This is a genomic window from Alicyclobacillus sp. CIJ1 (genome assembly GCF_057538885.1).
In genome coordinates this window covers 20665-43413 of sequence record NZ_BAAJPH010000122.1, presented here as the reverse complement: position 1 = coordinate 43413, position 22749 = coordinate 20665, and the positions used below count along the sequence as shown (strand labels likewise).

27 protein-coding genes are annotated in these 22749 nt (G+C 60.4%); 25 read left to right on the top strand and 2 right to left on the bottom strand.

The window, feature by feature from the left end; all coding sequences use genetic code 11:
* Nucleotides 1–6: 6 nt before the first annotated feature.
* Nucleotides 7–1371 (bottom strand): chromosomal replication initiator protein DnaA, encoded by a 1365-nt coding sequence (gene dnaA / locus AC27E8_RS11015; protein ID WP_487097664.1) that lies wholly within the window; start codon nt 1369–1371, stop codon nt 7–9.
* A 466-nt stretch (nt 1372–1837) separates the two neighbouring features.
* Between dnaA and rpmH the strand changes: the two genes are divergently transcribed.
* The 13 genes from rpmH to AC27E8_RS10950 all read left to right on the top strand — a co-directional run bounded on the left by rpmH (nt 1838) and on the right by AC27E8_RS10950 (nt 12710).
* Complete coding sequence (rpmH, locus tag AC27E8_RS11010) at nt 1838–1972, top strand: 50S ribosomal protein L34 (RefSeq protein ID WP_012812152.1); 135 nt, start codon at nt 1838–1840, stop codon at nt 1970–1972.
* 77 nt (nt 1973–2049) lie between these two features.
* Nucleotides 2050–2412 (top strand): ribonuclease P protein component, encoded by a 363-nt coding sequence (gene rnpA, locus AC27E8_RS11005; RefSeq protein WP_014465982.1) that lies wholly within the window; start codon nt 2050–2052, stop codon nt 2410–2412.
* On the top strand, nt 2409–2627 hold the full coding sequence (gene yidD / locus AC27E8_RS11000) for a membrane protein insertion efficiency factor YidD (protein ID WP_014465981.1): 219 nt from the start codon (nt 2409–2411) through the stop codon (nt 2625–2627). The genes rnpA and yidD overlap by 4 nt, the downstream gene beginning before the upstream one ends.
* 12 nt (nt 2628–2639) lie before the next feature.
* Nucleotides 2640–3671: a YidC/Oxa1 family membrane protein insertase gene (locus AC27E8_RS10995; protein ID WP_487097661.1), complete on the top strand. Its 1032-nt coding sequence runs from the start codon at nt 2640–2642 to the stop codon at nt 3669–3671.
* A 69-nt stretch (nt 3672–3740) separates the two neighbouring features.
* Nucleotides 3741–4388: an RNA-binding cell elongation regulator Jag/EloR gene (gene jag / locus AC27E8_RS10990; RefSeq protein ID WP_041695570.1), complete on the top strand. Its 648-nt coding sequence runs from the start codon at nt 3741–3743 to the stop codon at nt 4386–4388.
* Between the two features lie 78 nt (nt 4389–4466).
* Nucleotides 4467–5864 carry a tRNA uridine-5-carboxymethylaminomethyl(34) synthesis GTPase MnmE gene (mnmE, locus tag AC27E8_RS10985; RefSeq protein WP_487097659.1) on the top strand — a complete coding sequence of 466 codons (1398 nt, stop codon included), beginning with the start codon at nt 4467–4469 and terminating at the stop codon, nt 5862–5864.
* 16 nt (nt 5865–5880) lie between these two features.
* A complete protein-coding gene (gene mnmG, locus AC27E8_RS10980; protein ID WP_487097657.1) occupies nt 5881–7767 on the top strand; it encodes a tRNA uridine-5-carboxymethylaminomethyl(34) synthesis enzyme MnmG in 1887 nt (628 codons plus the stop codon).
* Nucleotides 7760–8482, top strand: a complete 723-nt coding sequence (rsmG, locus tag AC27E8_RS10975; RefSeq protein WP_487097655.1) for a 16S rRNA (guanine(527)-N(7))-methyltransferase RsmG — start codon at nt 7760–7762, stop codon at nt 8480–8482. The genes mnmG and rsmG overlap by 8 nt, the downstream gene beginning before the upstream one ends.
* A gap of 147 nt (nt 8483–8629) precedes the next feature.
* Nucleotides 8630–9514 carry a nucleoid occlusion protein gene (gene noc, locus AC27E8_RS10970; protein WP_014465975.1) on the top strand — a complete coding sequence of 295 codons (885 nt, stop codon included), beginning with the start codon at nt 8630–8632 and terminating at the stop codon, nt 9512–9514.
* 212 nt (nt 9515–9726) lie between these two features.
* Nucleotides 9727–10494: a ParA family protein gene (locus AC27E8_RS10965; protein ID WP_012812143.1), complete on the top strand. Its 768-nt coding sequence runs from the start codon at nt 9727–9729 to the stop codon at nt 10492–10494.
* The gene (locus AC27E8_RS10960) at nt 10487–11335 is read left to right on the top strand and encodes a ParB/RepB/Spo0J family partition protein (protein WP_487097652.1); all 849 of its coding nucleotides are present in this window, start codon (nt 10487–10489) and stop codon (nt 11333–11335) included. Before AC27E8_RS10965 ends, AC27E8_RS10960 begins: the two co-directional genes overlap by 8 nt.
* Before the next feature lie 36 nt (nt 11336–11371).
* Nucleotides 11372–12076, top strand: a complete 705-nt coding sequence (locus tag AC27E8_RS10955; protein WP_487097650.1) for a DUF554 domain-containing protein — start codon at nt 11372–11374, stop codon at nt 12074–12076.
* A gap of 109 nt (nt 12077–12185) precedes the next feature.
* Nucleotides 12186–12710 carry a DUF4446 family protein gene (locus tag AC27E8_RS10950; RefSeq protein ID WP_487097648.1) on the top strand — a complete coding sequence of 175 codons (525 nt, stop codon included), beginning with the start codon at nt 12186–12188 and terminating at the stop codon, nt 12708–12710.
* A 34-nt stretch (nt 12711–12744) separates the two neighbouring features.
* Here AC27E8_RS10950 and yyaC read toward each other — a convergent pair whose 3' ends face one another.
* Complete coding sequence (yyaC, locus tag AC27E8_RS10945) at nt 12745–13359, bottom strand: spore protease YyaC (RefSeq protein WP_487097646.1); 615 nt, start codon at nt 13357–13359, stop codon at nt 12745–12747.
* 99 nt (nt 13360–13458) lie between these two features.
* Between yyaC and AC27E8_RS10940 the strand changes: the two genes are divergently transcribed.
* From AC27E8_RS10940 to AC27E8_RS10885, 12 genes are all read left to right on the top strand, one after another.
* Nucleotides 13459–14034: a hypothetical protein gene (locus AC27E8_RS10940; protein WP_487097644.1), complete on the top strand. Its 576-nt coding sequence runs from the start codon at nt 13459–13461 to the stop codon at nt 14032–14034.
* 34 nt (nt 14035–14068) lie between these two features.
* Nucleotides 14069–14917 carry a mechanosensitive ion channel family protein gene (locus AC27E8_RS10935; protein ID WP_487097642.1) on the top strand — a complete coding sequence of 283 codons (849 nt, stop codon included), beginning with the start codon at nt 14069–14071 and terminating at the stop codon, nt 14915–14917.
* An 18-nt stretch (nt 14918–14935) separates the two neighbouring features.
* A complete protein-coding gene (locus AC27E8_RS10930; protein ID WP_012812136.1) occupies nt 14936–15160 on the top strand; it encodes a DUF951 domain-containing protein in 225 nt (74 codons plus the stop codon).
* Nucleotides 15132–17165 (top strand): molybdopterin-containing oxidoreductase family protein, encoded by a 2034-nt coding sequence (locus tag AC27E8_RS10925; protein WP_487097641.1) that lies wholly within the window; start codon nt 15132–15134, stop codon nt 17163–17165. Before AC27E8_RS10930 ends, AC27E8_RS10925 begins: the two co-directional genes overlap by 29 nt.
* A 365-nt stretch (nt 17166–17530) precedes the next feature.
* Complete coding sequence (gene ychF, locus AC27E8_RS10920) at nt 17531–18631, top strand: redox-regulated ATPase YchF (protein WP_487097639.1); 1101 nt, start codon at nt 17531–17533, stop codon at nt 18629–18631.
* Between the two features lie 151 nt (nt 18632–18782).
* Nucleotides 18783–19070, top strand: a complete 288-nt coding sequence (gene rpsF / locus AC27E8_RS10915; protein WP_012812133.1) for a 30S ribosomal protein S6 — start codon at nt 18783–18785, stop codon at nt 19068–19070.
* Nucleotides 19071–19087: 17 nt separating this feature from the next.
* Complete coding sequence (locus tag AC27E8_RS10910; RefSeq protein ID WP_012812132.1) at nt 19088–19558, top strand: single-stranded DNA-binding protein; 471 nt, start codon at nt 19088–19090, stop codon at nt 19556–19558.
* A gap of 66 nt (nt 19559–19624) precedes the next feature.
* Nucleotides 19625–19855 carry a 30S ribosomal protein S18 gene (gene rpsR / locus AC27E8_RS10905; protein ID WP_012812131.1) on the top strand — a complete coding sequence of 77 codons (231 nt, stop codon included), beginning with the start codon at nt 19625–19627 and terminating at the stop codon, nt 19853–19855.
* A gap of 191 nt (nt 19856–20046) precedes the next feature.
* Nucleotides 20047–20352 carry a MazG-like family protein gene (locus AC27E8_RS10900; protein WP_487097637.1) on the top strand — a complete coding sequence of 102 codons (306 nt, stop codon included), beginning with the start codon at nt 20047–20049 and terminating at the stop codon, nt 20350–20352.
* Nucleotides 20353–20444: 92 nt separating this feature from the next.
* On the top strand, nt 20445–20888 hold the full coding sequence (rplI, locus tag AC27E8_RS10895; RefSeq protein WP_041695565.1) for a 50S ribosomal protein L9: 444 nt from the start codon (nt 20445–20447) through the stop codon (nt 20886–20888).
* Between the two features lie 8 nt (nt 20889–20896).
* Complete coding sequence (gene dnaB / locus AC27E8_RS10890) at nt 20897–22276, top strand: replicative DNA helicase (RefSeq protein WP_487097681.1); 1380 nt, start codon at nt 20897–20899, stop codon at nt 22274–22276.
* The gene (locus AC27E8_RS10885; RefSeq protein ID WP_487097635.1) at nt 22273–22746 is read left to right on the top strand and encodes a hypothetical protein; all 474 of its coding nucleotides are present in this window, start codon (nt 22273–22275) and stop codon (nt 22744–22746) included. Before dnaB ends, AC27E8_RS10885 begins: the two co-directional genes overlap by 4 nt.
* Nucleotides 22747–22749: the final 3 nt, after the last annotated feature.

Here is a 22749-nt window from a genome sequence, read left to right as displayed (position 1 = left end):
CCTGTGTTAGGTGAGCGTTCGTATCGCCTGGCTGAGCCGCTCGATGGTGGCGCGCAGCTCGTCGTCCCTCATCATTTCCTCGTGCACCCGTTCGCAAGCGTGCATGACCGTCGTGTGATCTCGTCCACCGAAGGCCTCTCCGATGCGGGGCAGCGAAAGGTCGGTCAGCTCGCGCGTCAGATACATCGCGATCTGGCGAGGGAACGCGATATTTCGCGTTCGCTTCTTGCCCTTTAAGTCGTCGACTTTGAGGCCGTAGTGATCGGCTACGACCTTCTGGACGTGATTCACCGTGACCGCGCGGGGGCGGTTCGGGTGAATCAAATCCTTCAGGGCCTCCTCGGCCAGGGGGACGCTCAGATCTTCCTTGACGAGCGAAGAGTAGGCAATCACCCGCGTGAGCGCGCCCTCGAGTTCCCGGATGTTCGAGTCAATTTGGTTGGCGATGAAGGCGAGCACGTCGACAGGAACGTCTAAGCCGTCCGCTTTCGCCTTGCGCTGCAGGATGGCGATGCGGGTCTCGAGATCAGGTGGTTGAATGTCGGTGATGAGCCCCCATTCGAAACGCGAGCGAAGCCGGTCTTCCAGCGTTGGAATCTCGCGAGGTGGGCGATCGCTCGAGATGACGATTTGCTTTCCAACCTCGTGAAGACTGTTGAAGGTGTGGAAGAACTCCTCCTGCGTCTGTTCCTTGTTGGCGATGAACTGGATGTCGTCAATCAAAAGCACGTCGACGGTGCGGTACCGAGCTCGGAACGAGTCGGGATTCTTGTCTCGAATGGCGGCGATGAATTCGTTCGTGAATCGCTCCGAGGATATGTAGCTCACTTTGAAATTCGGATAATGCTGGCGCACGTAGTGTCCGATGGCGTGCATGAGGTGCGTCTTTCCAAGTCCCACGCCGCCATAGATAAAGAGCGGATTGTAGGCGTTCGCAGGGCGCTCCGCGACGGCGAGGCAGGCAGCGTGCGCAAAGCGGTTACCCGCGCCGATGACAAACGAGTCAAAGGTATACCGGGGGTTGAGGTTCGTCTCCGTGTCTTCATCGGTTGCGACGGGATCGGGCGCGCGCCGGACGATCACGGCGGGGGCCTTCACTTCATCTTCTGTGACAAATCGCACCCGATACTCGCGGTCCATCAGGGTCATCATCAGCGTCTCAACGAGGGAGGTGTAATGTTCGGACAGCCAGTTGCGTACGAATGTGGAGGGTGCGGAGATGTAGACGGTTTGCTCCGACTCATCGATTTGTACGATGTGGGTGTCCTCAAACCAAGTGCTGTACGTAGGCCCGGAGACCTTGTCCTGAACCATCTTGAGGACCTGGTTCCACAGCGAATCGTAGGTCGGATCGACTTTGGTACTCATCACGAAAGGTTCCCCCTAGTGTTGAAAGGACTTGTCCACAGCACGCGGGAGTATGACGAACAATAGGAAGTCCGGGTTTTCATCGGTGTCACCTGTGGACTTGTGTAAAGTGAAAATCCACATGTGCAGAAGCTGTGGGAAACGTTGTCCACAGGTTGTGGATAAGGTTGTGGATGAAAGGGTTCCACAGGCTCGATTGTGGATAACGGATAGCGCAGATCATAGCAGGATCCTGCGCGTCGAGCAATGTCGAAAAACGTCTTTCCACAGGATCCACCGATGTACATGCTGAACCATCCACAGGCTGTTGACGTGTGGATAGGATGTGGATGAGCGGGAGGAAGACGTCGAGAGAAAGGGCGTGCGCGGCCAAATTGTCCACATGTGGACAGTGGAGAATTCGGACATTGACATGGTCAGGATCTTTCTGTATCGTAGCTACGTGTGTCCGCACGGGGGAGGTGTCTCGATGAAACCGACCTATCAACCGAACGTTCGCAAGCGGAAGAAGAACCACGGTTTCCGGAAGCGCATGGCGACGAAGGGCGGTCGCCGCGTGCTGGCGCGCCGTCGCGCGAAGGGCCGTAAGGTGCTGTCCGCGTGAGAAGGGCCACGGAAGTGGCCTTTTTTTGTGAAGGGGTGGGTTGATACAGGGGTCATCGAGGAACTGGAGGGCGGACGTTGCAGAGTCAGCATCGGCTCAAAGACAGCCGGGATTTCCGGCGCGTGTTTCGGAAAGGCAAGTCGTTTGCGAGCGGAAGGCTCGTGTTGTATTATTGCGACAATCGGGTAGCTCGGGTTCGTGTCGGGTTTTCCATAAGCAGGAAGGTCGGAAAGGCAGTCGTCCGCAACCGCTTAAAGCGCCTCCTTCGGGCGATTTTTCAGCGTTGGTTGGACGAGCTTGGCGACCAGCCTCTCGACATCGTGGTGGTCTGCCGAGCAAACGCAGCAGACGCCGATTTTCACGATCTCGAGCGAGAAGTCGAGCGACTTCTCAAGAAGGCGAAATTGTTGCCGCAGGAAGCGGGAGATGAGCGTCCGTGAAGCGGCTTGTGATTGGTTTGATTCGATTTTACCAGCGATACATCTCGCCAGCCAAGCTGCCCACGTGCCGGTTCACGCCGACGTGTTCTGAGTACGCCGTCCAGGCCATCGCGCGGTTTGGCGTGGTCTATGGAGGTTGGCTCGCCGTCCGGCGGTTGGTCAAGTGTGGACCATGGCATCCGGGCGGTGTGGATGAGGTGCCGGAGGTCAGGTAGGGGGATGCGCGCTTGAACGGAAAGCAGAAAGCCAGCAGGAGATGGACCATCGCCCTCAGTCTCGCGGCCGCCATGGCGCTGACAGGATGCGGTTTGTATCCCACGAAGCCGGGCGAATGGCCGAACAACGTATGGGGCTCGATCCTTCACGGCATCTCCGATTTGATGGATTATTTCGCCCATCTTTTCGGCAACGATTACGGGATCTCGATTCTGTTCATGGCGATTCTGGTCCGCTTGGTCGTGCTGCCGCTCTTCCTTCGCCAAATTCACTTTCAACGCGCGATGGTCAAGCTGCAGCCGGAGATCCAGAAGATCCGGACCAAGTACAAGTTCGACAACCAGAAGATGCAGGAAGAGCTGATGAAGCTTTATCAGGAGGCGGGCATGAACCCGCTCGCCGGCTGCTTCCCCATGCTGATTCAGCTCCCGTTTTTGTGGGCGTTTTACGGCGCCATCGTCGGCAACGTCGGCATGCGCCACAGCACCTTCCTTGGGATCTTCCCGCTGGGGCATTGGGACACGCATTATGTCCTGCCTGTGCTCGCGGCGCTTTCGACGCTCTTATCTTCGTGGCTGTCCATGCGAAGTCAGCCTGTTCAGCAGAAGTCGATGCTGTTCGTGTATCCTGTGATGATTTTCTTCTTCGCCTTCCGATTGCCTGGAGGACTGGTCCTGTACTGGATCTACACCAACCTCCTCGTCGCTCTTCAGGTGTATCTGTTCATCACCCTGCCCAACATGCGCGAACAGCGTGAGATGGCGCTTGCGGGCGGTGGAAAGTCGGCTAGGCGTACAACGGCTGACGTTCCTGCGAAGCAGGTATCGGCGAGCGGAACGAAGGCGAGCAACTCGTCCAAGGCGGCCGCCAACAAGGTGTCGTCCAGGAAGCAGGAATCGCGTGCGCCCGGCCAGAAGTCCAGCAAAAAGTCTAGCGGGGCGAAAAAGACCACAGACGGATCGCGGGCGGATGGGTCCAGCGATGGCGCGGAGGCCAGTCGTGAAGGTCCGTCGCCCGAAGTCGATGGTCCACAGGAGCCATAGCGGGACACGAGAGGCGCGAGCCGCGGTTTCATAAGGCCCACAGTGCGAAGGGTCGGAGGCTTAGGCGAGATGCGAAAAGTGGTGGCGACGGGCAAGACCATTGAAGAAGCGGTGATGTCGGCACTGGTGAGGCTCGGTGTGCCGAGATCGCAGGCGCAGGTGCGCGTCATTCGGGAACCCGCTCGTGGGTTTCTCGGATGGCTGGGCGGCCGGGAGGCAGAAGTCGAGGTGAGTGTCATCGAGACGCCTCTCGATGCTGCGAAGGAATTTCTGCGGACCACCATCTCGAAGATGGGTCTGGGGCAGGCTGTCATTGTCGCGGACGATGTCGACGAAGAAGGCCATGTGAAACTCTCCATCTCGGCGGACGATGAGGTGCTTCCCATCCTCATCGGCCGGCGCGGCGCGACGCTCGATGCGCTGCAGTATCTGGTGAACATCGTGGCGAATCGGGATGCTTCGGAGAAGATGAGGTTCACGCTGGACGCGGCGGGTTATCGGGATCGTCGGTTGGAGTCGCTGAGGCGGCTGGCGGAGGAGGCAGCGGACAAAGCCGTGCGCCTGGGCAGGCCGGTGACGCTCGATCCGATGCCTCGCAAAGATCGCAAGTGGGTGCACGCCCATTTGCAGTCGAGAGGCGACGTCCTGACCCTGAGCGAAGGCCAGGAGCCGTATCGCCGGGTGAAGATCATTCCGAAGCGGCACGATTGGGCCTGATGAGGCGTGGAGGAGAACACGAGAAACGTTGACCCCGCTCGAAGCAGTGGGGTTTTTGTGTAGGAAGGAGGGGGGAAGATGGCAGTTCAGGCCGTGCATCAGGAAGAGACCATCGCGGCCATCGCGACAGCGGTTGGGGAGGCGAGCGTCGCCATTGTCCGCGTGAGCGGGCGCGGCGCGCGCGAGGTCGGCGAGCGGCTCGTGCGGACGAAGCGCGGCCTTCCGGTCAAGCTGCGTGAGCGCGGGATGAAGTACGGGCAGGTGATTGATCCTAGGTCCGGCGAGGTGATTGACGAGGCCATCGTGCTGTGGATGCCGGGCCCGCACAGCTACACGGGAGAAGATGTGTTGGAATTGCAGGTGCACGGGGGTGCGTATGCGGTTGAGGCCGTGCTCGCCGCTTGCCTAGATGCCGGTGCGCGGATGGCCGAACCGGGAGAGTTCACGAAGCGCGCATTTCTGAACGGGCGGATGGATCTGTCGCAGGCGGAGGCCGTGATCGATCTGATCCGCGCCAAGACGGCGTTTGCCGGCAAGCTGGCGGAGCGGCAGGTGCGCGGGCGGTTTGGCGAGGCGATTCGTGCGCTCAGGCGGAGGCTGTTGGAGCTTGAGGCGCACGTCGAGGTGACCATCGACTACCCGGAGCACGACGTGGAGGACGTGGCCTGCGATCACGTCGTGCGCGTGTGCGAAGGTCTGATGGGCGAAATTGACGGGCTCATCCGGTCGGCGGAGCTTGGGCGGGTGCTGCGGGACGGGGTGGCGACGGCCATCGTCGGCCGCCCGAACGTGGGCAAGTCGTCGCTGTTGAACGCGCTGGTGGAGCGGGACCGCGCTATTGTGACGGATCTGCCGGGGACGACGCGTGACGTGCTGGAGGAGTACATCAACCTGCGAGGCATTCCGCTTAGGCTCATCGACACGGCCGGCATTCGCGAGACGGAGGACGTGGTGGAGCGAATCGGCGTGGCGAGATCGCGCCAGTCGATGCAGGAGGCGGAGATGGTGCTTCTGGTGTTGGACGGAAGTGAGCCGCCTTCGCCAGAGGATGAGGCCATTGCGCGCGAGTCGGACGGATCGCGCAGAATGGTGATCCTGAACAAGGTGGACCGCGGCCTGCATCCGGACGCGGTGCGGTTTGCGGACGAACTGGCGCCGGAAGGGGCCGTGCACGTGTCGGCTCGCGAGGGCATCGGCCTGGATGAACTGCGGGACGCCATCGTCAACCGGATTCGGCGGGATTTGGCCCTCGATCTCGACGCGAGCTACATGGCGAACCACCGCCAAAAGCGGCTCTTGGAAGAGGCCAAGGAGGACCTGCGGACGGCGCGGGACGCGGCGAAGGCGGGGGCGACGTTGGATCTCGTGGCCGTGGCGCTTCAGTCGGCGTATGAGAAACTTGGAGAAACCATCGGGGAAGAGGCCGGGGAGGATCTGTTGAACGAAATCTTTTCCCGCTTCTGCCTGGGCAAATGACGGGAGGTGCATGGAGATGCGGTTTTTCGCCGGATCGTATGACGTGATCGTCATCGGGGGCGGCCACGCCGGATGTGAGGCGGCGCTCGCGGCAGCGCGCATGGGATGCAAGACGCTGCTTTTGACCATCAACCTGGATACGATTGCGTACATGCCCTGCAATCCGTCGATTGGCGGACCTGCGAAGGGCATCGTCGTGCGCGAAGTGGATGCGCTCGGCGGGCAGATGGGGAAGAACACGGACGCCACGTACATTCAGATGCGGATGCTGAACACCGGAAAGGGGCCGGCGGTGCAGGCGCTGCGGGCCCAGGCGGACAAGGCGTACTACGCGCTGAATATGAAGTGGACGCTTGAACGGACCGAAAACCTTCACCTGAAGCAGGGCCTGGTGGAGGAGTTGCTCGTGCGGAACGGTCGCATTTACGGCGTGGTCACGAAGAGCGGCCAGGAGTTTCACGCGCAGGCTGTGGTGCTCACCACCGGTACGTATCTGCGCGGTCGCATTTACATCGGCGAGGTGTCGTACGAAAGCGGGCCGAACGGTCAGATGCCGGCCATCCGCCTGTCGGATTGTCTCGTCGATCTCGGCTTCCGGTTGGTGCGGTTCAAGACCGGCACGCCGCCTCGCATCAACAAAAACTCGATTGATTTCAGCAAACTCATCGCACAGCCCGGCGATCCCGTTCCGCGCCACTTTTCTTTCGATCCCGACACACCGGTGCGCGATCAGGTGCCGTGCTGGCTGACAGGCACCACGGAGGAGACCCATCGCATCATCCTCGAGAATCTGCACCGGTCGCCGCTCTACAGCGGCGAAATCAAGGGGACGGGACCGCGCTACTGCCCGTCTATCGAGGACAAGGTCGTGCGCTTTCGCGATCGCGACACCCATCAGATCTTCCTCGAGCCGGAGGGCCCGCACACGTGCGAATGGTATGTGCAGGGGCTGTCGACGAGTCTCCCGGAGGACGTCCAGCTGAAGATTCTCCATTCCATCCCCGGCCTTGAGCGCGCGGAGATGCTGCGCCCCGGGTACGCCATCGAGTACGACGCGGTCGTTCCCACGCAGTTGTGGCCTACGCTCGAGACGAAGCTCGTGGAGGGGCTGTTTACCGCCGGTCAGTTGAACGGAACGTCCGGATACGAGGAGGCGGCGGGCCAGGGCATCATGGCCGGCATCAACGCCGCGAGAAAGGTCAAGGGCGAAGAATTCGTGGTTTTGTCGCGATCGGACGCGTACATCGGCGTGATGATCGACGATCTCGTCACGAAGGGAACCAACGAGCCGTATCGGCTGCTCACCTCTCGTGCGGAGCACAGGCTACTGCTTCGCCACGATAACGCCGATCTGCGGTTGACCGAGCTCGGCTATCGCATCGGCCTGGTGTCGGAGCGGGCGTACAGCCGGGTGATGCGGAAAAAGGAGGGCATTCAGGCGGAACTGGCGCGCCTGTCGCGGGTGAAGGTGAAGCCGCAGGAGGTGAACGAGCGGCTCGTCGAGTGGGGATCGCAGCCCATCGATTCCGGCATGAGCCTCGCGCAACTGCTGAAGCGGCCCGAGTTGTCTTACGATCAGATTCGCGCCATCGACCCGACGGGCGGCGTCGAAATCGACCCCGAGGTGCGGGAACAGGTCGAGATCGAGATCAAGTACGCCGGCTACATTCGGAAGCAGAACGAACTCATCGAGCGCCAGAAGCGACTCGAAGGGCGCAAACTGCCGGAGGATCTCGACTATATGCAAATGACTGGGCTTGCGATGGAAGCGAGAGAGAAACTGTCGCGCATCCGTCCGCGCACCGTGGGGCAGGCGGCGCGGATCCCGGGCGTGACCCCCGCGGACATCTCCATTTTGCTCGTGTACCTCGATGCGCAGGAGAGGCGCGCGGCCCATGCGTGACGTGATCGAGCAAATGGGCGCCTGGGGGGCTCCCGTGACCGACGAGATGGAGGGTCAGTTGCGGCGGTACGGCGAGTTGTTGGCGGAGTGGAACGAGCGGCTGAATCTCACGGCCATTGTCGAAGCGCGCGAGATGTGGATCAAGCACTTTCTCGACAGCGCGGCCATTGCGCAGGTGCCCGCGTGGCGCGAGATCACCGGGCGAGGCGGCCGCGTCATCGACATCGGCAGCGGCGCGGGGATTCCGGGTATTCCCCTGGCAATAACGTGGCGGAATGTGTCGTTTGTGCTGTGCGACGCCTCTCGAAAGCGCGTGCAATTTGTGGAGCGTGTCATCGGCGATCTCGGCCTCTCGAATGTGAAGGCCTTGCACGCGCGCATGGAGGAGCTGGGGAGGCAGCCCGGCATGCGCGGCTCCTTTGACGCCGCGGTGGCGAGGGCCGTGGCGAGATCGAACGTGTTGCTGGAGTACGCGGCGCCGATGCTCAAGCTCGGTGGCCGAGCGTTTTTGTACAAGGGTCCGTCGTACCATGGGGACGAGGAGGAAGACGCTGCGCGCGCAGCGCGTGTGCTCGGCGCAAGCCCAGACGGCGTGATTGCGTATCGGCTGCTGGACGACCAGGGCGATCGCGTCATTGCCGTCTTTCGGCAAGCGGAGCCGTGCCCGAAGCGGTACCCAAGAAAGCCCGGAACACCTTCCCGGCAACCGTTGTAGGGCCCTGAACGTGTCGAATCCAGTTCGGAAGATACGATCTTTGTAAATTCATGAGAAGTTTTGTCGAAGAGCAGGAATACGGGCACGCCTTGGTGAATTCGACATTGAGTGTCGATCCTCGTGTGTTCATGAATAGAGGGGTCTAAGATGAGGGAAACGTGGGGACGATTCATCAGCTTCCGCGACGCTGGACACGCGCAGACGCAGGTCGTGGATATTCCGGTGGAACGCATTGTCCCGAATCCATATCAGCCCCGAGCGATTTTTCATCAGGAATCGATTGAAGAACTGGCGAAGACGATTCACACCCACGGCGTCATTCAGCCCGTGGTGGTGCGCAAGAAAGGCGATGTGTACGAACTCATCGCTGGTGAACGGCGGCTGCGTGCAGTGCGCCATCTGGGATGGACGACCATCCCAGCCATCGTGCGGGATCTGAATGATGCGCAGACAGCGTCGGCAGCGCTGATTGAAAATCTCCAGCGAGAGGGACTGACGCCGATTGAGGAGGCCGTTGCGTATCAGCAGCTCATGGAGTTACACGGGCTGACGCAGGAAAGTTTGGCGCAACGGCTAGGCAAGGGTCAATCGACCATCGCGAACAAGTTGAGGTTGCTCCATCTGCCGCAGGCTGTGCAAGACGCGTTGCTCACGCGACAGATCACAGAGCGCCACGCTCGTGCGCTTTTGGCCCTGCCCTCGGAGGAACTCCAGATTGAACTCTTGAACGAGTGCATCGAAAAGGGCTGGAATGTCAAGCAGATGGAAGAGAGGGTCAAGGCGAAGCTCGAGTCCCTAGGCTCGGCGGTCGAACGCCGGAGAAAGCCAAGGAAGCGGGGCTTGTCCAAGGATGTGCGCCTGGCCGTGAACACCATCCGTCAGTCCTTGCAGATGATTGAGCAGACGGGTCTGCAGGTGGTTTGTGAAGAGGTGGACGACGAAGAGTACTATCAGTTCACGATTCGCGTGCCCAAAAAGTCCTCGGGAGACAAGGGGGCCATGGAAGAGCACCGAGAAGCAAGATCTTCGTGAACGCGCAGATGAAAGAGAGCTGCGTAAGGTGGAAGGCGCTCCGCAGAGAGAGGAAGCGGCCAAGGGGCCGCTTCCGCGTTTTTTTCCCGCGATGAAGGGATCCGCACAACGTTGAAGCGGAAATCCCCGAGGTTTTGCAGTAGAATGAGAGGAGTTGAGACATGATCTACAGTATCTAGGGAATTTCGTTCGAGTTTGAAGGAGGACTTGTCGTGTCCAGCGCCCGCGTGATCGCCATCGCCAATCAAAAAGGTGGCGTGGGGAAGACGACAACCGCGGTGAATCTCGGGGCTTGTCTGGCGACGTTGGGCAAACGCGTCCTGCTGATCGATATCGATCCGCAGGGAAATACCACGTCAGGGGTCGGGATCAACAAGGCCGACGTGAAGTACTGTGTCTACGACGTGATTATCAACGACGTGAATATCGCGGATGCCATTATGCCGTCAGGCCTCGACAATTTGGACGTGCTTCCAGCCACGATTCAATTGGCGGGTGCCGAGATCGAGTTGGTTCCGACCATCTCGCGAGAAGTAAGGCTGCGGAGAGCCATTCAGGGCATGCGGAGTCGATATGACTACATCGTCATCGATTGCCCGCCTTCGCTGGGCCTGTTGACCGTGAACGCGTTGACGGCGGCTGACTCGGTCATGATTCCCATCCAGTGCGAGTATTACGCGTTGGAAGGCCTCAGTCAGTTGCTGAACACCGTGCGGCTCGTACAAAAGCACCTAAACACGTCGCTCGAGGTGGAGGGAGTGGTGCTGACCATGTTGGACGCGCGCACCAACCTGGGTTTGCAGGTCATCGAGGACGTGAAAAAATTCTTTCGCGACAAGGTGTACAAGACCATTATTCCGCGCAATGTTCGCTTGAGTGAGGCCCCGAGTCACGGTAGGCCCATCATTCACTATGATCCGAAATCGCGCGGCGCCGAGTCGTATATGGAGCTCGCGAAGGAAGTGATCGCGCGTGGCTAAACGTGGTCTGGGCCGCGGTTTGGACGCCTTGATCCCGCAGCTCAACGTCTCGGACGAGGATCAGATTGTGCAGATTGATATTCGGGATCTTCGGCCGAATCCGTACCAGCCGCGGCGAACGTTTAATGAAGAGAAATTGCAGGAGTTGTGCGACTCGATTCGAGAACATGGGATTCTTCAACCCCTGATTGTCCGGCGGAGCCAGGTGAAAGGATTCGATATCGTCGCTGGCGAGCGGCGATACCGGGCTGCCAAAATGGCGGGGCTACAGGTCGTGCCGGCGGTGGTTCGGGATCTAAGCGATGTCCTGCTGATGGAAATCGCCCTGATTGAGAATTTGCAACGCGAAGATCTCAATCCCATCGAGATCGCGGATGCGTACGCCAAGCTCATCGAGAAATGCCACTTGACGCAGGATGAGCTCGCCAAGCGGGTGGGACAGAGTCGAAGTCACATCACGAACATGTTGAGATTGCTCCAGCTTCCGGCTCAAATTCAGGACATGGTTTCACGTGGAACATTGACGATGGGCCACGCGCGTGCACTGCTCTCAGTGGAAAATGAAGAGGATCAGCTTCGGCTGGCGGAGCAGACGGTGAAGGAAGCATGGAGCGTGCGAAAGTTGGAGATGGTCATCTACCAGCCGAAAAAGGTTTCACGTGAAACCGACAAACCCTCGCTTCCGACCGAATACCGGCGCTATCAAGAACAGGTTCAAGCCTATTTGGGCACCTCGGTGCGCATTCAGCCGGGCAAAAAGCGGGGGAAGATCGAGATCGACTATTATTCGGAGGATGATCTGCGGCGCATCATGAACCTCATGTTGGCGCACGCTCCATGAGGAATGGCTCACCATGTTGTGCCGCGAGGTGACTCCATGTTTCTTATTGGTACGATTGTCGACGTCATCGCGATTGTAGTGGGGACAGCGATTGGATACGTGCTGCCCCGTATTCCCGATCGGATGCGCGAAACCGTAACGATCGGCGTGGCGCTGTGCGTCATCGCCATTGGGCTCAGCATGGCGCTCAGCGATATGAATGACATCGTTCTCATCATCTTTTCCGTGGTGATGGGCGCGGTGACAGGCGAACTTCTTCAAATCGAGATGCGGTTGGATCGCGTGGCTCATCAGTTGGAAGACCGTTTCCGCCGGCTGTATCGAGGTCCCATCGCGCAGGGTTTTATTTCCGCAACACTCCTGTTCTGTGTCGGATCCATGTCCATCGTGGGCGCAGTGCAAGACGGGTTGCAGGGCGATCATAAGACGCTCTTCGCAAAGTCCGTGCTTGATGGATTCTCCGCAGTGGTCCTGACCTCAACGTTGGGACCGGGCGTCGGACTTGCTGCAATACCGGTTCTGGTGTACCAAGGTCTGATTGCACTCATCTCCCACTGGTTCGGAAGTTTCTTGGACACGCCGTTGGTCATTGAACCGATTACGGCGGCAGGGGGTCTTCTGATTGTCGCCATTGGGATCCAACTCGCGGGACTGCGCAGGATCTCAGTTCCCAATCTATTACCCGCTATCGTCATTGCGCCCATGGTCAAGGTGGTGATTCACGCCATTTCGCACATGTGAACGTCGTCCAGCCATTGGCATGTGATGCGGATTCGCGAACTCGCCATACTACCGACCATCACTGCGTGCGGATCGTGTCAGACAGTCGTTTCAGAAGGGGCGAATGGCCATGGGGCTTTCTATTCTTCAGCCTTACGCGCTGGACATCGCGCTGTTCAGCGGCATTCTGGCGATCATCTGTCTCGTCATCGCGTCTGTCGCTTTGTCGCGCTCCGCGCGCTTGAAGCGGAAATTCAACCGGTTGAAAGAGGTCACGAGCGCAGCGGATCTCGAGCGGGTGTTCGAAGAAACCAAAGACGCAGTTCGCAAACTCGAAATGAAACTGCGCGAAGCTGAAGAGCATCTCCGTGAGATGGAAGAAGCGCTTCAGTCCAAAGTCTCGACGCCCGCCATCCTGCGCTACAACGCCTTCGCTGAGGTGGGTAGCGACCTGAGCTACTCGGTCGCGCTCATCGACGGAAAGGGCGACGGCGTTGTGATTACCTCGATTTATGGAAGAGAGGATTCCGTCACGTATGGGAAGCCGGTGCAGGGCGGGGATTCCCCGTATATGCTGACGGAGGAGGAGCGCGCGGTGATCGAGGAAGCCCTTCACGGGGCGCCTCGACAGCGAACCACAGCTCAGATTTCCTGAAAGGCCCTAGGGGATGTGAGGACGGACGATTCCATCACATCCCCAATTTCATGGTGGGATGTCGCTCATACCAACGTATCAGGCTCGCAGTCAGGGCTTCCGCTACGATATCGGCCATTCGCATCACGATGGCGAGTCGCGTATTCTGCAGGACAAAGTACTCCATAAAGCCCGAGACGTTCACGACGCCCGTGATGCACAAATCGCCAAACTCCGGCAGAACCTTCTTGACGCCAGCACCAGGGCGCAACGGCCCAACGTCGACGGCAATCTGACCGACGTGATCAAACTTTCCCAGACATGCGTCAACGGCGATCACGAACGGCTTGACCGGATACCAGTCGTCGATTCTCTGCAGCGTCGCCTGCAGGTTGACGGCGTGAACGGGCTCATCTAGCGTGCCCAGGACATGCACACCCGCCAGCTTGACGCTGCGCGTCAACCGGGATCCGACGATGGGGCCGAATGCGTCTCCCGTTGAACGATCCGTCCCCACACAAACGATGACCATGGGCAGTCTACCGTATTGTGCGAACGCCGCATCGAGCTGGTGCTCAAGGGTGGACACCGCATCCGGGCTTTCCATCGAAACGCGCCCGCCGAAGTGCTGAGCGCTCTGCAAAGAACCGTCTGTGGACAAGCGATTCACCCGATTTCCCCCTCACACGGAATATTCCCAGTATACGTTTGCGTATCATCGACTATACCTGTCCTGACAGGTCGCGAAGTAGAAGCGCGGGGGGAGCGTATGGTCGATCTCGTCCTATTGGCGGGGGCTTCGTGGATCGCCTTTTGGATCGGGGTGCAACCGGCGGAAGTCGCCCTGCTGTACACGGCAGGTTTCTACGCCGGCACGTATGTCGCCGCGCAGGTGGCGCCTTGGGTCGTACTCCATCTCTCCATCACCGAACCGGTTCTGGCGTGGATGACGCAACACGTGAGGGCAGAGGTCCCTGTGTTTGGGCCGGGCTCGCTTCACCGCGCGCTCCCGGCTGCGCAGCCTGAATGGATGGCCCTCCACGCGCTGGACTGGATCATGGCTCTCTTCCTCGGGACAGCGGTGTGGTGCGCGTTTGTGGGTGTCCATCGATTCCTGCAAGTGATGCTCGACGAAGAGCAACCGCCCGAGATGAGTTGGTTCTCTCGGCTGATGAGTATCGCGTTCGGCGTGTCGGCAGGGATGTGGGCCATGCTCCAAGCTGCGCCCGCGCTCGCCATCTTTCTCAACCTCTTTGGCCGTCCTCAGCCGCTCGAATCGGATCCTCTTCTTGACCTCATGCTTCGCGGTGTTCAGGTCCTACCCGTGTTTCGAACTATGATATGATGGGACATCATGAGACGGGCCGGGAGGGTGAGCGGTGACACTTTGGGCTGACCTTCGACAAAAGGCGCTTTCCGACATCCCGAGTCTCGAGGTGGTGATTTGGGACGCCATCCGGATCGCCATCTTCTTCGCCCTGGCGCAATTCCTGATACGCGTCGGTGTTCGCATCACGCGGCGCATGTTATCTCTTCACGCCAGGATGGACGAGCGCCGACGAAAGACGCTAGAATCGCTGTTCACGAACGTCATCCGGTACACGGTATACTTTGTGTTGGTGGTCGAAATTCTGTCGCTCTTCCACGTCAACGTGTCCGCCATCCTTGCGAGCGCGGGCATTGTCGGCGTAGCCGTCGGATTTGGAGCGCAGAGCTTGGTGAAAGACCTGATTTCGGGTCTTTTTATCCTGTTCGAAGACCAGTATGGCGTCGGAGACATCGTGCAGATCAACGGGTTCAAGGGTACGGTGATTTCCATCGGCATCCGTCTCACCAGGATCCAGGCGTGGACCGGCGAGGTTCAGGTCATTCCCAACGGTCAGATCACCAGCGTGACCAACTACTCGCGCACGCATTCGACGGCCGTGATCGACGTCACCGTTCCGTACGATGTGGACGTCGATCTCGTGAAATCCGTCATGCAACGCGTGCTCCTCGGGCTCCAAGAGGAACGCCCCGACGTCGTGACGGGGCCGGTTGAAGTCCTCGGCGTGCAGGATGTCTCCAATACGAATCTCGTCATCCGGGCCACCGCGGTGTGCGCTCCCACCAAAAACGGCGAGATTGAGCGCGAGGCGCACGAGCGCATCAAGGAGGAATTGGACCGTGCGCTCCACGAGAATGAGGACGCACAAGGAACAACAGGCGGCGAGCTCGCCGTTGAGTGATGATGGGGAGGCTATAGCGTGCCGGTCTCATTTGGGCTTGGCGACATCGTCCGGATGAAAAAACCACACGCGTGTGGCGAAAACCGCTGGGAAATCATCCGCATGGGGATGGATATCCGCATCAAGTGCCAGCGCTGCGGCCACAGTGTCCTGATTCCGCGATCGCGCTTTGAACGGCTGATTCGTGCGGTTTTGGAGAGGGGAGGAACGGTCGATGAAGGTCAAGACGGCGTGTCCGATTGACTGTTACGATGCCTGTGCGTTCGTGGCCGAGGTCGGGGAAGACGGGGAGATTCGCTTGAGCGGGAACCCCGAGCATCCCATTACGCGCGGCACCATCTGCAACCGCGGGCGGCAGCTCGCGGTTCGGCGGAACAGCCGCGATCGCGTGCTTCAACCGCTGAAGCGAGAAGGGGATGAATGGACCCCTATCTCGTGGGAGCAGGCGATGCGCGAGATTGCCCAAGAGGTTCGGCGGACGCTCGAAGAGGTGGGGCATCACGGGATTTTGCATTACTACGATTGGGGATCTGGCGGGCTGCTCAAGTCCTTGAACCAGCGCTTCTTCTACGGGCTCGGAGGTTGTTCGGAAGCCATTGGCAGCCTGTGCTGGGATGCCGGCATCCGGGCTCAGACGTACGATTTCGGGCAGGCCAATAGCCATGCGCCCGAAGACATGGCCCAACATGCGCAGGCCATCGTGGTGTGGGGCCGCAACGTGGCCAACACGAACGTACACATGATCCCGTTCATTCGCGAGGCGCAGGCGCGGGGCGCCAAGCTCGTGGTCATCAGCGCGCTGCCGCAGGATTTGGCGCGGCGCGCTGACAAGGCCATCTATCCTCGCCCGGGCACGGATGGCCTGTTGGCCTTAGCGGCGCTTCGCATCTGCCGCGACGAGGGCTTTCTTGATCACGCGTTCTTGCGCGATCGCGCCGTTGGATGGGATGACCTGGCTTCGGATCTAGACCGGTACGATCTCGACGAAGTGGCGCGATGGACGGACGTGCCTATCGAGGACATTCGTTTTCTGGCGGAGCTGTACGGGAAGACGAGGCCTGTCTGCACGCTGCTCGGCATTGGCATGCAGCGATACGCACAGGGGGGACAGACCATACGCGCCATTGACGCGCTCGCCGCAGCCACGGGCCAGGTCGGCGTTCCGGGGGGCGGTGTGAACTACGCGCAGCGGCAACTGGGCCGGTTTTATGACGAGGAGGCCATCACGAATCGCCGCGGGGCGAATGTCCGCGAGCTCCTCCGTCCCACGCTGGCCGCGGATTTGCTTGCGGCCGATCCGCCCATCCAGGTCATGTTTGTCACGCGCAGCAACCCAGTTGCGCAGGTCCCGGACAGTGGCCGTCTGCGTGAGGCCTTGGGCCGGGTTCGCTGCAAGGTCGTGATCGACACGTTCATGACGGCCACGGCGGAATGCGCGGATTACGTACTGCCGTGCACCAACGTGCTCGAGGAAGAGGACGTCGTGTACACCACCATGTGGCACGACTGTGTCAGCTACGCTCGGCCGGTGGTACCGCCGCGCGGAGAGGCCAGGCCCGAATGGCAAATCTTTCGCGATCTCGCCGTCGCTCTCGGGCGACCAGAGATCATGGAGGGTGACGTGGAGACGTGGATTCGCCAAGCGCTCAGGCGTTGGCCGGAGGGCAAGCTGCAGGAACTCCGTGAGCGCGGTTTTGTCCGGCTCGGAGTTCCGAGTGTACCTTGGCAGGACGGGCGATTCCTCACGCCGAGCGGCAAGTTTGAGTTTGCCTCGTCCCTGGCGGTGAAAGATGGCCATTCGGCCGTCGCGCGCATCGATGTTGGGCGGTTTCCGCAGGACGCCGACTTGCCGTACACGCTGCTGACTGTGCACCCGCGGAAGTGGCAGATGTCGCAGCGCGACACACTTCCGGAGGCGAAGGGACCGTATCCCATCGCGGAACTAGGTTGGGAAGTCGCCGCTGAGCGAGGAATCCAGGATGGAGACTGGGTAAGGGTGCGAAACAAGAAGGCGAGCGTAATTGCGCGAGCCCGCGTTCAGACCGAGGGTCACCCGCGCGTGGTGCGGATGGAGATTGGCTGGCACGGCCAGGGCGTGACCTTGAACGACTTCACGTCGGATGGCTTGGCCGACTTCGGCATTCAAGCGGCATTGTATGACTGCCTGTGCGACGTGGAGAAGGTCGCTTTCGCTCCCGATGAAAACGCGAGAGCGTCCGGGAAGGAAGCTCTCGCACATCAGGTCTGATATGAATGCGCGGGTGTGTCATGGTTTCGGATGACGAGGCACATGGCACGCCCGATCATGAAGCCATGGGATACGCGCGGGCAGTCGGGATGGAGGCGCGCTTTGGCTCGCAGGCCAGCGCCTTGGGCGACAATTTGCGAACGCGAAGGCGGCGCAAGAGCCGACGCAGCATCGCTATCACCTCCTCTGATGATGAGTATTCCAACGGGGAGAAAGTTTATCCGGACAGATGTCCCGGAACGTTCTGCATCTACATTCTATGCGCCCATGCGTACAACATGGACAAGAATTCTCCCCGACAGCTTTGTCGAGCTTCGGCTGAATCTCTATACTTAATCCTGCAAACAAGGCGGCGAGGTGTCAACATGTCACTTCAGGCTGGGATCGTCGGCCTCCCGAACGTCGGCAAGTCAACACTCTTCAACGCCATCACGAAGGCGGGTGCGGAGGCGGCGAATTATCCCTTTTGCACGATTGACCCCAATGTGGGCGTGGTCGAGGTGCCAGATCCTCGGCTCCAGGTGCTCGCAGACATCGTCCATCCAAAACGGATTGTTCCGACGGCCTTTGAGTTCGTCGATATCGCGGGACTCGTGAAGGGCGCAAGTCAGGGCGAGGGTCTGGGCAATCGATTTCTCGCGCACATCCGCGAGGTAGACGCCATCGTGCACGTCGTGCGATGCTTTGAAAACAGCGATATCACGCACGTCGCCGGCACGGTGGATCCGCTTCGAGACATCGACATCATCAACGTGGAACTGATCCTGGCGGACTTGGAGACGGTGGCGAAGCGACTGGACCGCGCTCGGAAGAACATGAAAAGCGGCGAGAAGCGCTTCAAAGTCGAGGTGGAGGCGCTTGAGCGGATTCAAGCTGCGCTCGAATCGGAGCGGCCGGCGAGATCCGTCGAGTTGAACGAGGAAGAGGCAATCATCCTGCGAGACCTTCACCTGTTGACTGCAAAGCCGGTGCTGTACGTCGCGAACGTTGGGGAAGATGACCTCCTGGATCCGTCTGCGAATCCCTACGTTCATCAGGTCGAGGAGAGGGCCAAGTCCGAGGGATCGGAAGTGGTCGTGGTGTGCGCACAGCTCGAGTCAGAGGTTGCGGAGCTCGAGGGGGAGGACCGCGACGCCTTCCTGCGCGATCTCGGCCTCGAAGAACCAGGGCTTCATCGTTTGATTCGCAAGGCGTACCAACTCCTCGGGCTCATCACGTTCTTCACGGCAGGTGAACCTGAGGTCCGGGCCTGGACCATACGCCAAGGAACGAAAGCTCCGCAAGCCGCCGGCGTCATTCACTCCGATTTCGAGCGCGGCTTCATCCGGGCCGAAGTGGTCGCCTATGACGATCTCGTTGCGGCCGGAAGCTTTCAAGCAGCCCGAGAACAAGGGAAAATCCGGTTGGAAGGGAAGGATTACGTCGTTCAAGACGGCGACGTGTGCTACTTCCGGTTCAATGTCTGAGTCGCAACGTCCACCGCTGCGCGACCCACAGATCTGGATCTTGTGTGAGCGGGCGGATCGTGCTAGCATGGATCGACGGTGCACACGTTTTATGTGGCGCGCCATCCTTGCTCCCACTGGGGGCCATTAGACCAGAAGGAGGTGTCACGGGATGCGCCAGTACGAGACGATGTACATCGTGAATCCCTCGCTGGAAGCTGAGCAGACCGCAGAGGTGATTCAGCGATACCAGTCCATTGTCACTGACAAGGGCGGTCAAATCGACGAACTTCAGGAGATTGGGAAGCGCCGTTTGGCGTACGAGATCGACGGCCACCGTGAGGGCTACTATGTGCTCATGAAGTTCACGTGCGACACGGAAACGCCGAAAGAGCTCGAGCGCCTCATGCGCATCGACGACAACGTGATTCGTTATTTGACGGTCCGCGTCGGTGAGTGAACGCGGAGGGGACGAGCATGCTGAACCGAGTCATTCTGATCGGCCGCCTGACGGCGGATCCGGAGTTACGATACACCAACAACGGGACGGCCGTCGCGTCGTTCACGCTTGCCGTGGACCGCATGCGCTCCGGCCCGAACGGTGAGCGCCAGACCGATTTCATCAACGTCGTGGTGTGGCAGAAGCAGGCCGAGATCGTGGCGCAATATCTCCAGAAGGGGAGACTCGCGGCGGTCGACGGCAGGCTGCAGATCCGGAGCTACGATAATCGCGACGGGCAGCGCGTCCGCGTAGCCGAAGTGGTTGCCGAAACGGTAAGGTTTCTGGACCGGGGTCCGGATCAGGCTCAGGGATCGGGTTACAGTGCGGCCGGCGCACAAACTCGGCAGCAACGGCCGACGCCTTCGTCGGCGCCTCCGTTTGAAGACGATCCGTTCGCGGATGACAGTCAGTTGATCGATATCTCTGAAGACGATCTTCCGTTTTGACCATCGCGCTGGATCTGCACGCGAAGTAGATGGCCGGCGGCGACAGCGCGCGAAGGAGGGAACACGATGCCACGCAAGGGACGCGGCGGCAAGCGCCGTAAGGTGTGCCAGTACTGCGTTGACAAGATCGATTACGCGGACTACAAGGACGTGGCCCGCCTCAGCAAGTTTCTTACAGAGCGGGGCAAAATCTTGCCACGCCGTATCACGGGCAACTGCGCGCGCCATCAGCGCCAGGTGACGGTTGCCATCAAACGGGCGCGTCAGGTTGCGCTCCTGCCGTACACCACGGAGTGAAGATGCGCCAAGGGCCGTTCGGGGTGGCATAGGCCGCCGGCGAGCGGCCCTTTGTCGTTTTGCGCACGCCCATCGCCTTCCGTCTGCCGGAGGGAGGCGCCTGAAACCCATGAAGCTTCTTCATGCAGGACTTCCTGTCTGACCTGTGGAAGTGGAATGAAGCCGAATCGCGGGCGTCTGGGGGAATCGCCGTGGCTGAGAGCATCGAAGACGTGCTGATGAAGCGCCTTCGCGCCGTCGAGCACGAACAGATCGATCTTCTGCAACAGGTCGTGGACGTGATGCGCCACGCCCATACGGGAAATCACGCGATGTTCGTCGAATCCCTGGCGCAGGTCGTCGGGACCGCCTATGTGATGGCCCAGGAGCTTGGCATTCCGCCCGATCGGCTCGATCGGGAGGTCGTTGTCGCGCTCGAGGGGATGCCGTTCGATCCGGAGAGCCATCGCCACCAGGCTGCGCAGGACGTTGTCCAGTATCTGAAGGCTCGGTGGTAGGGGCGCCGCTTCGCGCGCATCGGCGCGCAGGGGATGGCTTTGCGCGCGACTTGGGGAGCCGTTAGGATCTAGGATACAGGGAGGTGGCCGATGTGAAGGTCATCCTGCTTCAAGACGTGAAAGGACAGGGCAAACAGGGCGAAATCAAGGAAGTGAGCGAAGGATACGCGAGAAACTTCTTGTTTCCTCGCAAGCTGGCCGAGGAGGCCACGCCGCAGGCGCTGAAGGCCCTAGAAGAAAAGCGGCGTAAGGAAGAGCGGTTGAAGGCGCAGGAACTGGCGGACGCCAAGGCGCTCGCGGAGCGCCTCGACAATCTGAAGGTTACCATTCGCTCGCAGGTGGGAAAGGACGGCCGCCTATTTGGCGCCATCACGACGAAACACATCGCCGATGCCCTCAAGGAGCAAGGGTTTGAGGTCGACAAGCGGAAAATCGCGCTTCCGGATCCCATCAAGTCGCTCGGGGGGCACAAAGTGACCATCAAGCTCCACCCCGAGGTGCACGTGCAGATCCTGGTCTACGTGGAAGCGGAGTGATCGACGCCATGGCGGCAGAGGAGACGCTGTGGCGCGACAGGGAGGCCGAGGCAGCCCTTCGCATGCCGCCCCACAACCTCGAGGCGGAGCAGGCCGTGCTCGGCGCCATGCTCATTTCGCCTGATGCGGTCGTCGAGGCGCTGGAGATTCTCGAGGCGGACGACTTCTATCGATCTGCCCACCAGGCCATCTACCGCGCGATCCGCGAGGTGTACGAGGCGGGAGATCCGGTCGACATTATCACTGTCGCGTCGCGCCTGCGCACGTACGGCGACGTGCTCGACTCGGTCGGCGGGCCCGAGTACCTGGCCGATCTCGCCGCGATGATGCCCACTGCGCTTCACGTCGTGCACTACGCCGAGATCGTGCGCGAGAAGGCGTTGCTCAGGCGCATCATCGCCGCGGGCACGCGCATCGCGGAGGCAGCGTACGAGCCGGACGCGTCTGCGATGGAGGTGCTGGCGGATGCGGAGCGGCTGGTGCTCGAGCTCAGCCAGCACCAGCGGACGCGGGACTTCACCCACATCTCCGACGTGCTGCAGACGACGTTCGAGCGGATCGAGCAGCTGTACGAGAGCGACGGCAACATCACCGGCGTGCCCACCGGCTACAGCGATCTCGACCGGATGACGAGCGGCTTTCAGAAGTCGGATCTCATCATCGTTGCGGCGCGCCCTTCGGTGGGGAAGACGGCGTTTGCCCTCAACATCGCGCAAAACGTCGCCGTCCGGGCTGGACTGCCGGTCGCCATCTTCTCGCTCGAGATGTCGAAGGATCAGCTTGTGCAGCGCATGCTCTGTGCGGAGGCGTTCATCGATGGCCACAAGCTGCGCAATGGCACCCTCGACGACGAAGATTGGCCGAAGCTGTCCATGGGCGTGACCACGCTCAGCAATTCGCCCATCTACATCGACGATACGCCGGGCATCACCGTGCCCGAGATGCGAAGCAAGCTCAGGCGCCTTAAGCTGGAGCATGGGCTCGGGTTTGTCGTGATCGACTACCTGCAGCTCATCCACGGGCGGCGGATGGCCGGAGAGAACCGCCAGCAGGAGATCTCCGACATCTCGCGTTCGCTCAAGCAGTTGGCGCGCGAGCTCGAGGTGCCGATTCTTGCCCTGGCCCAGCTCAGCCGATCTGTGGAGCAGCGCCAGGACAAGCGCCCGATGCTGTCGGACATCCGCGAATCGGGATCCATCGAGCAGGACGCGGACGTGGTGGCCTTTCTGTACCGCGATGACTACTACAACCCTGACACGGAGAATCCGAACGTCGTCGAGGTCATCATCGCCAAGCAGCGCAACGGGCCGACGGGAAAAATCGAGCTCGTGTTCCTGAAGAACTTCAACAAGTTCGTGAATCTCGAACGTGTACACGCGGAGCCATGAACGAAGAGCGGACGGATCTCCAGCACTGGGCGACGGACCCGGCGACAGGTGAGCGCCGCCTGACGCGCCGGGAACGGCGAATTCTGATGGAAAAGGCGCGCAAGCGCCGGAAGCGGCGGCGAAGACGGCGGATGCGGCGCGTGCGGGCATGGCGGGCCATCCGCAGCCTGCGGTTTTGGGCGCGGGCGCTCGCCGCATTGGCCGTCGCGCTGATGTTGGTGTTCTGGGCGCGATTCGCCTATGTGTACGACATCCCGGATTATGCGGCCGCGTACCTCCCGCCGCGCGTGACGGCGTACATCACCGTGAAGAGCTGGTGGTTTGGCCCGCCTGTGATTGATGTGGGCGCCTATGAGCCGGATCTCGACTCTCTCACCGTGTCGAATCCGTACGACGTTCTCCTGCAGAACATGGGATTCTACGCGACGGTCCTCTCCCACCCGCGCATCGTCTGGGCGAGATCGTCCTGAAAG

Coding starts and splice junctions, on each gene's coding strand:
- rpmH (WP_012812152.1), top strand. CDS start 1,838: ATGAAACCGACCTATCAACCGAACGTTCGCAAGCGGAAGAAGAACCAC.
- jag (WP_041695570.1), top strand. CDS start 3,741: ATGCGAAAAGTGGTGGCGACGGGCAAGACCATTGAAGAAGCGGTGATG.
- mnmE (WP_487097659.1), top strand. CDS start 4,467: ATGGCAGTTCAGGCCGTGCATCAGGAAGAGACCATCGCGGCCATCGCG.
- mnmG (WP_487097657.1), top strand. CDS start 5,881: ATGCGGTTTTTCGCCGGATCGTATGACGTGATCGTCATCGGGGGCGGC.
- rsmG (WP_487097655.1), top strand. CDS start 7,760: ATGCGTGACGTGATCGAGCAAATGGGCGCCTGGGGGGCTCCCGTGACC.
- noc (WP_014465975.1), top strand. CDS start 8,630: ATGAGGGAAACGTGGGGACGATTCATCAGCTTCCGCGACGCTGGACAC.
- AC27E8_RS10955 (WP_487097650.1), top strand. CDS start 11,372: ATGTTTCTTATTGGTACGATTGTCGACGTCATCGCGATTGTAGTGGGG.
- AC27E8_RS10950 (WP_487097648.1), top strand. CDS start 12,186: ATGGGGCTTTCTATTCTTCAGCCTTACGCGCTGGACATCGCGCTGTTC.
- AC27E8_RS10940 (WP_487097644.1), top strand. CDS start 13,459: ATGGTCGATCTCGTCCTATTGGCGGGGGCTTCGTGGATCGCCTTTTGG.
- AC27E8_RS10925 (WP_487097641.1), top strand. CDS start 15,132: ATGAAGGTCAAGACGGCGTGTCCGATTGACTGTTACGATGCCTGTGCG.
- ychF (WP_487097639.1), top strand. CDS start 17,531: ATGTCACTTCAGGCTGGGATCGTCGGCCTCCCGAACGTCGGCAAGTCA.
- rpsF (WP_012812133.1), top strand. CDS start 18,783: ATGCGCCAGTACGAGACGATGTACATCGTGAATCCCTCGCTGGAAGCT.
- AC27E8_RS10910 (WP_012812132.1), top strand. CDS start 19,088: ATGCTGAACCGAGTCATTCTGATCGGCCGCCTGACGGCGGATCCGGAG.
- rpsR (WP_012812131.1), top strand. CDS start 19,625: ATGCCACGCAAGGGACGCGGCGGCAAGCGCCGTAAGGTGTGCCAGTAC.
- dnaB (WP_487097681.1), top strand. CDS start 20,897: ATGGCGGCAGAGGAGACGCTGTGGCGCGACAGGGAGGCCGAGGCAGCC.
- AC27E8_RS10885 (WP_487097635.1), top strand. CDS start 22,273: ATGAACGAAGAGCGGACGGATCTCCAGCACTGGGCGACGGACCCGGCG.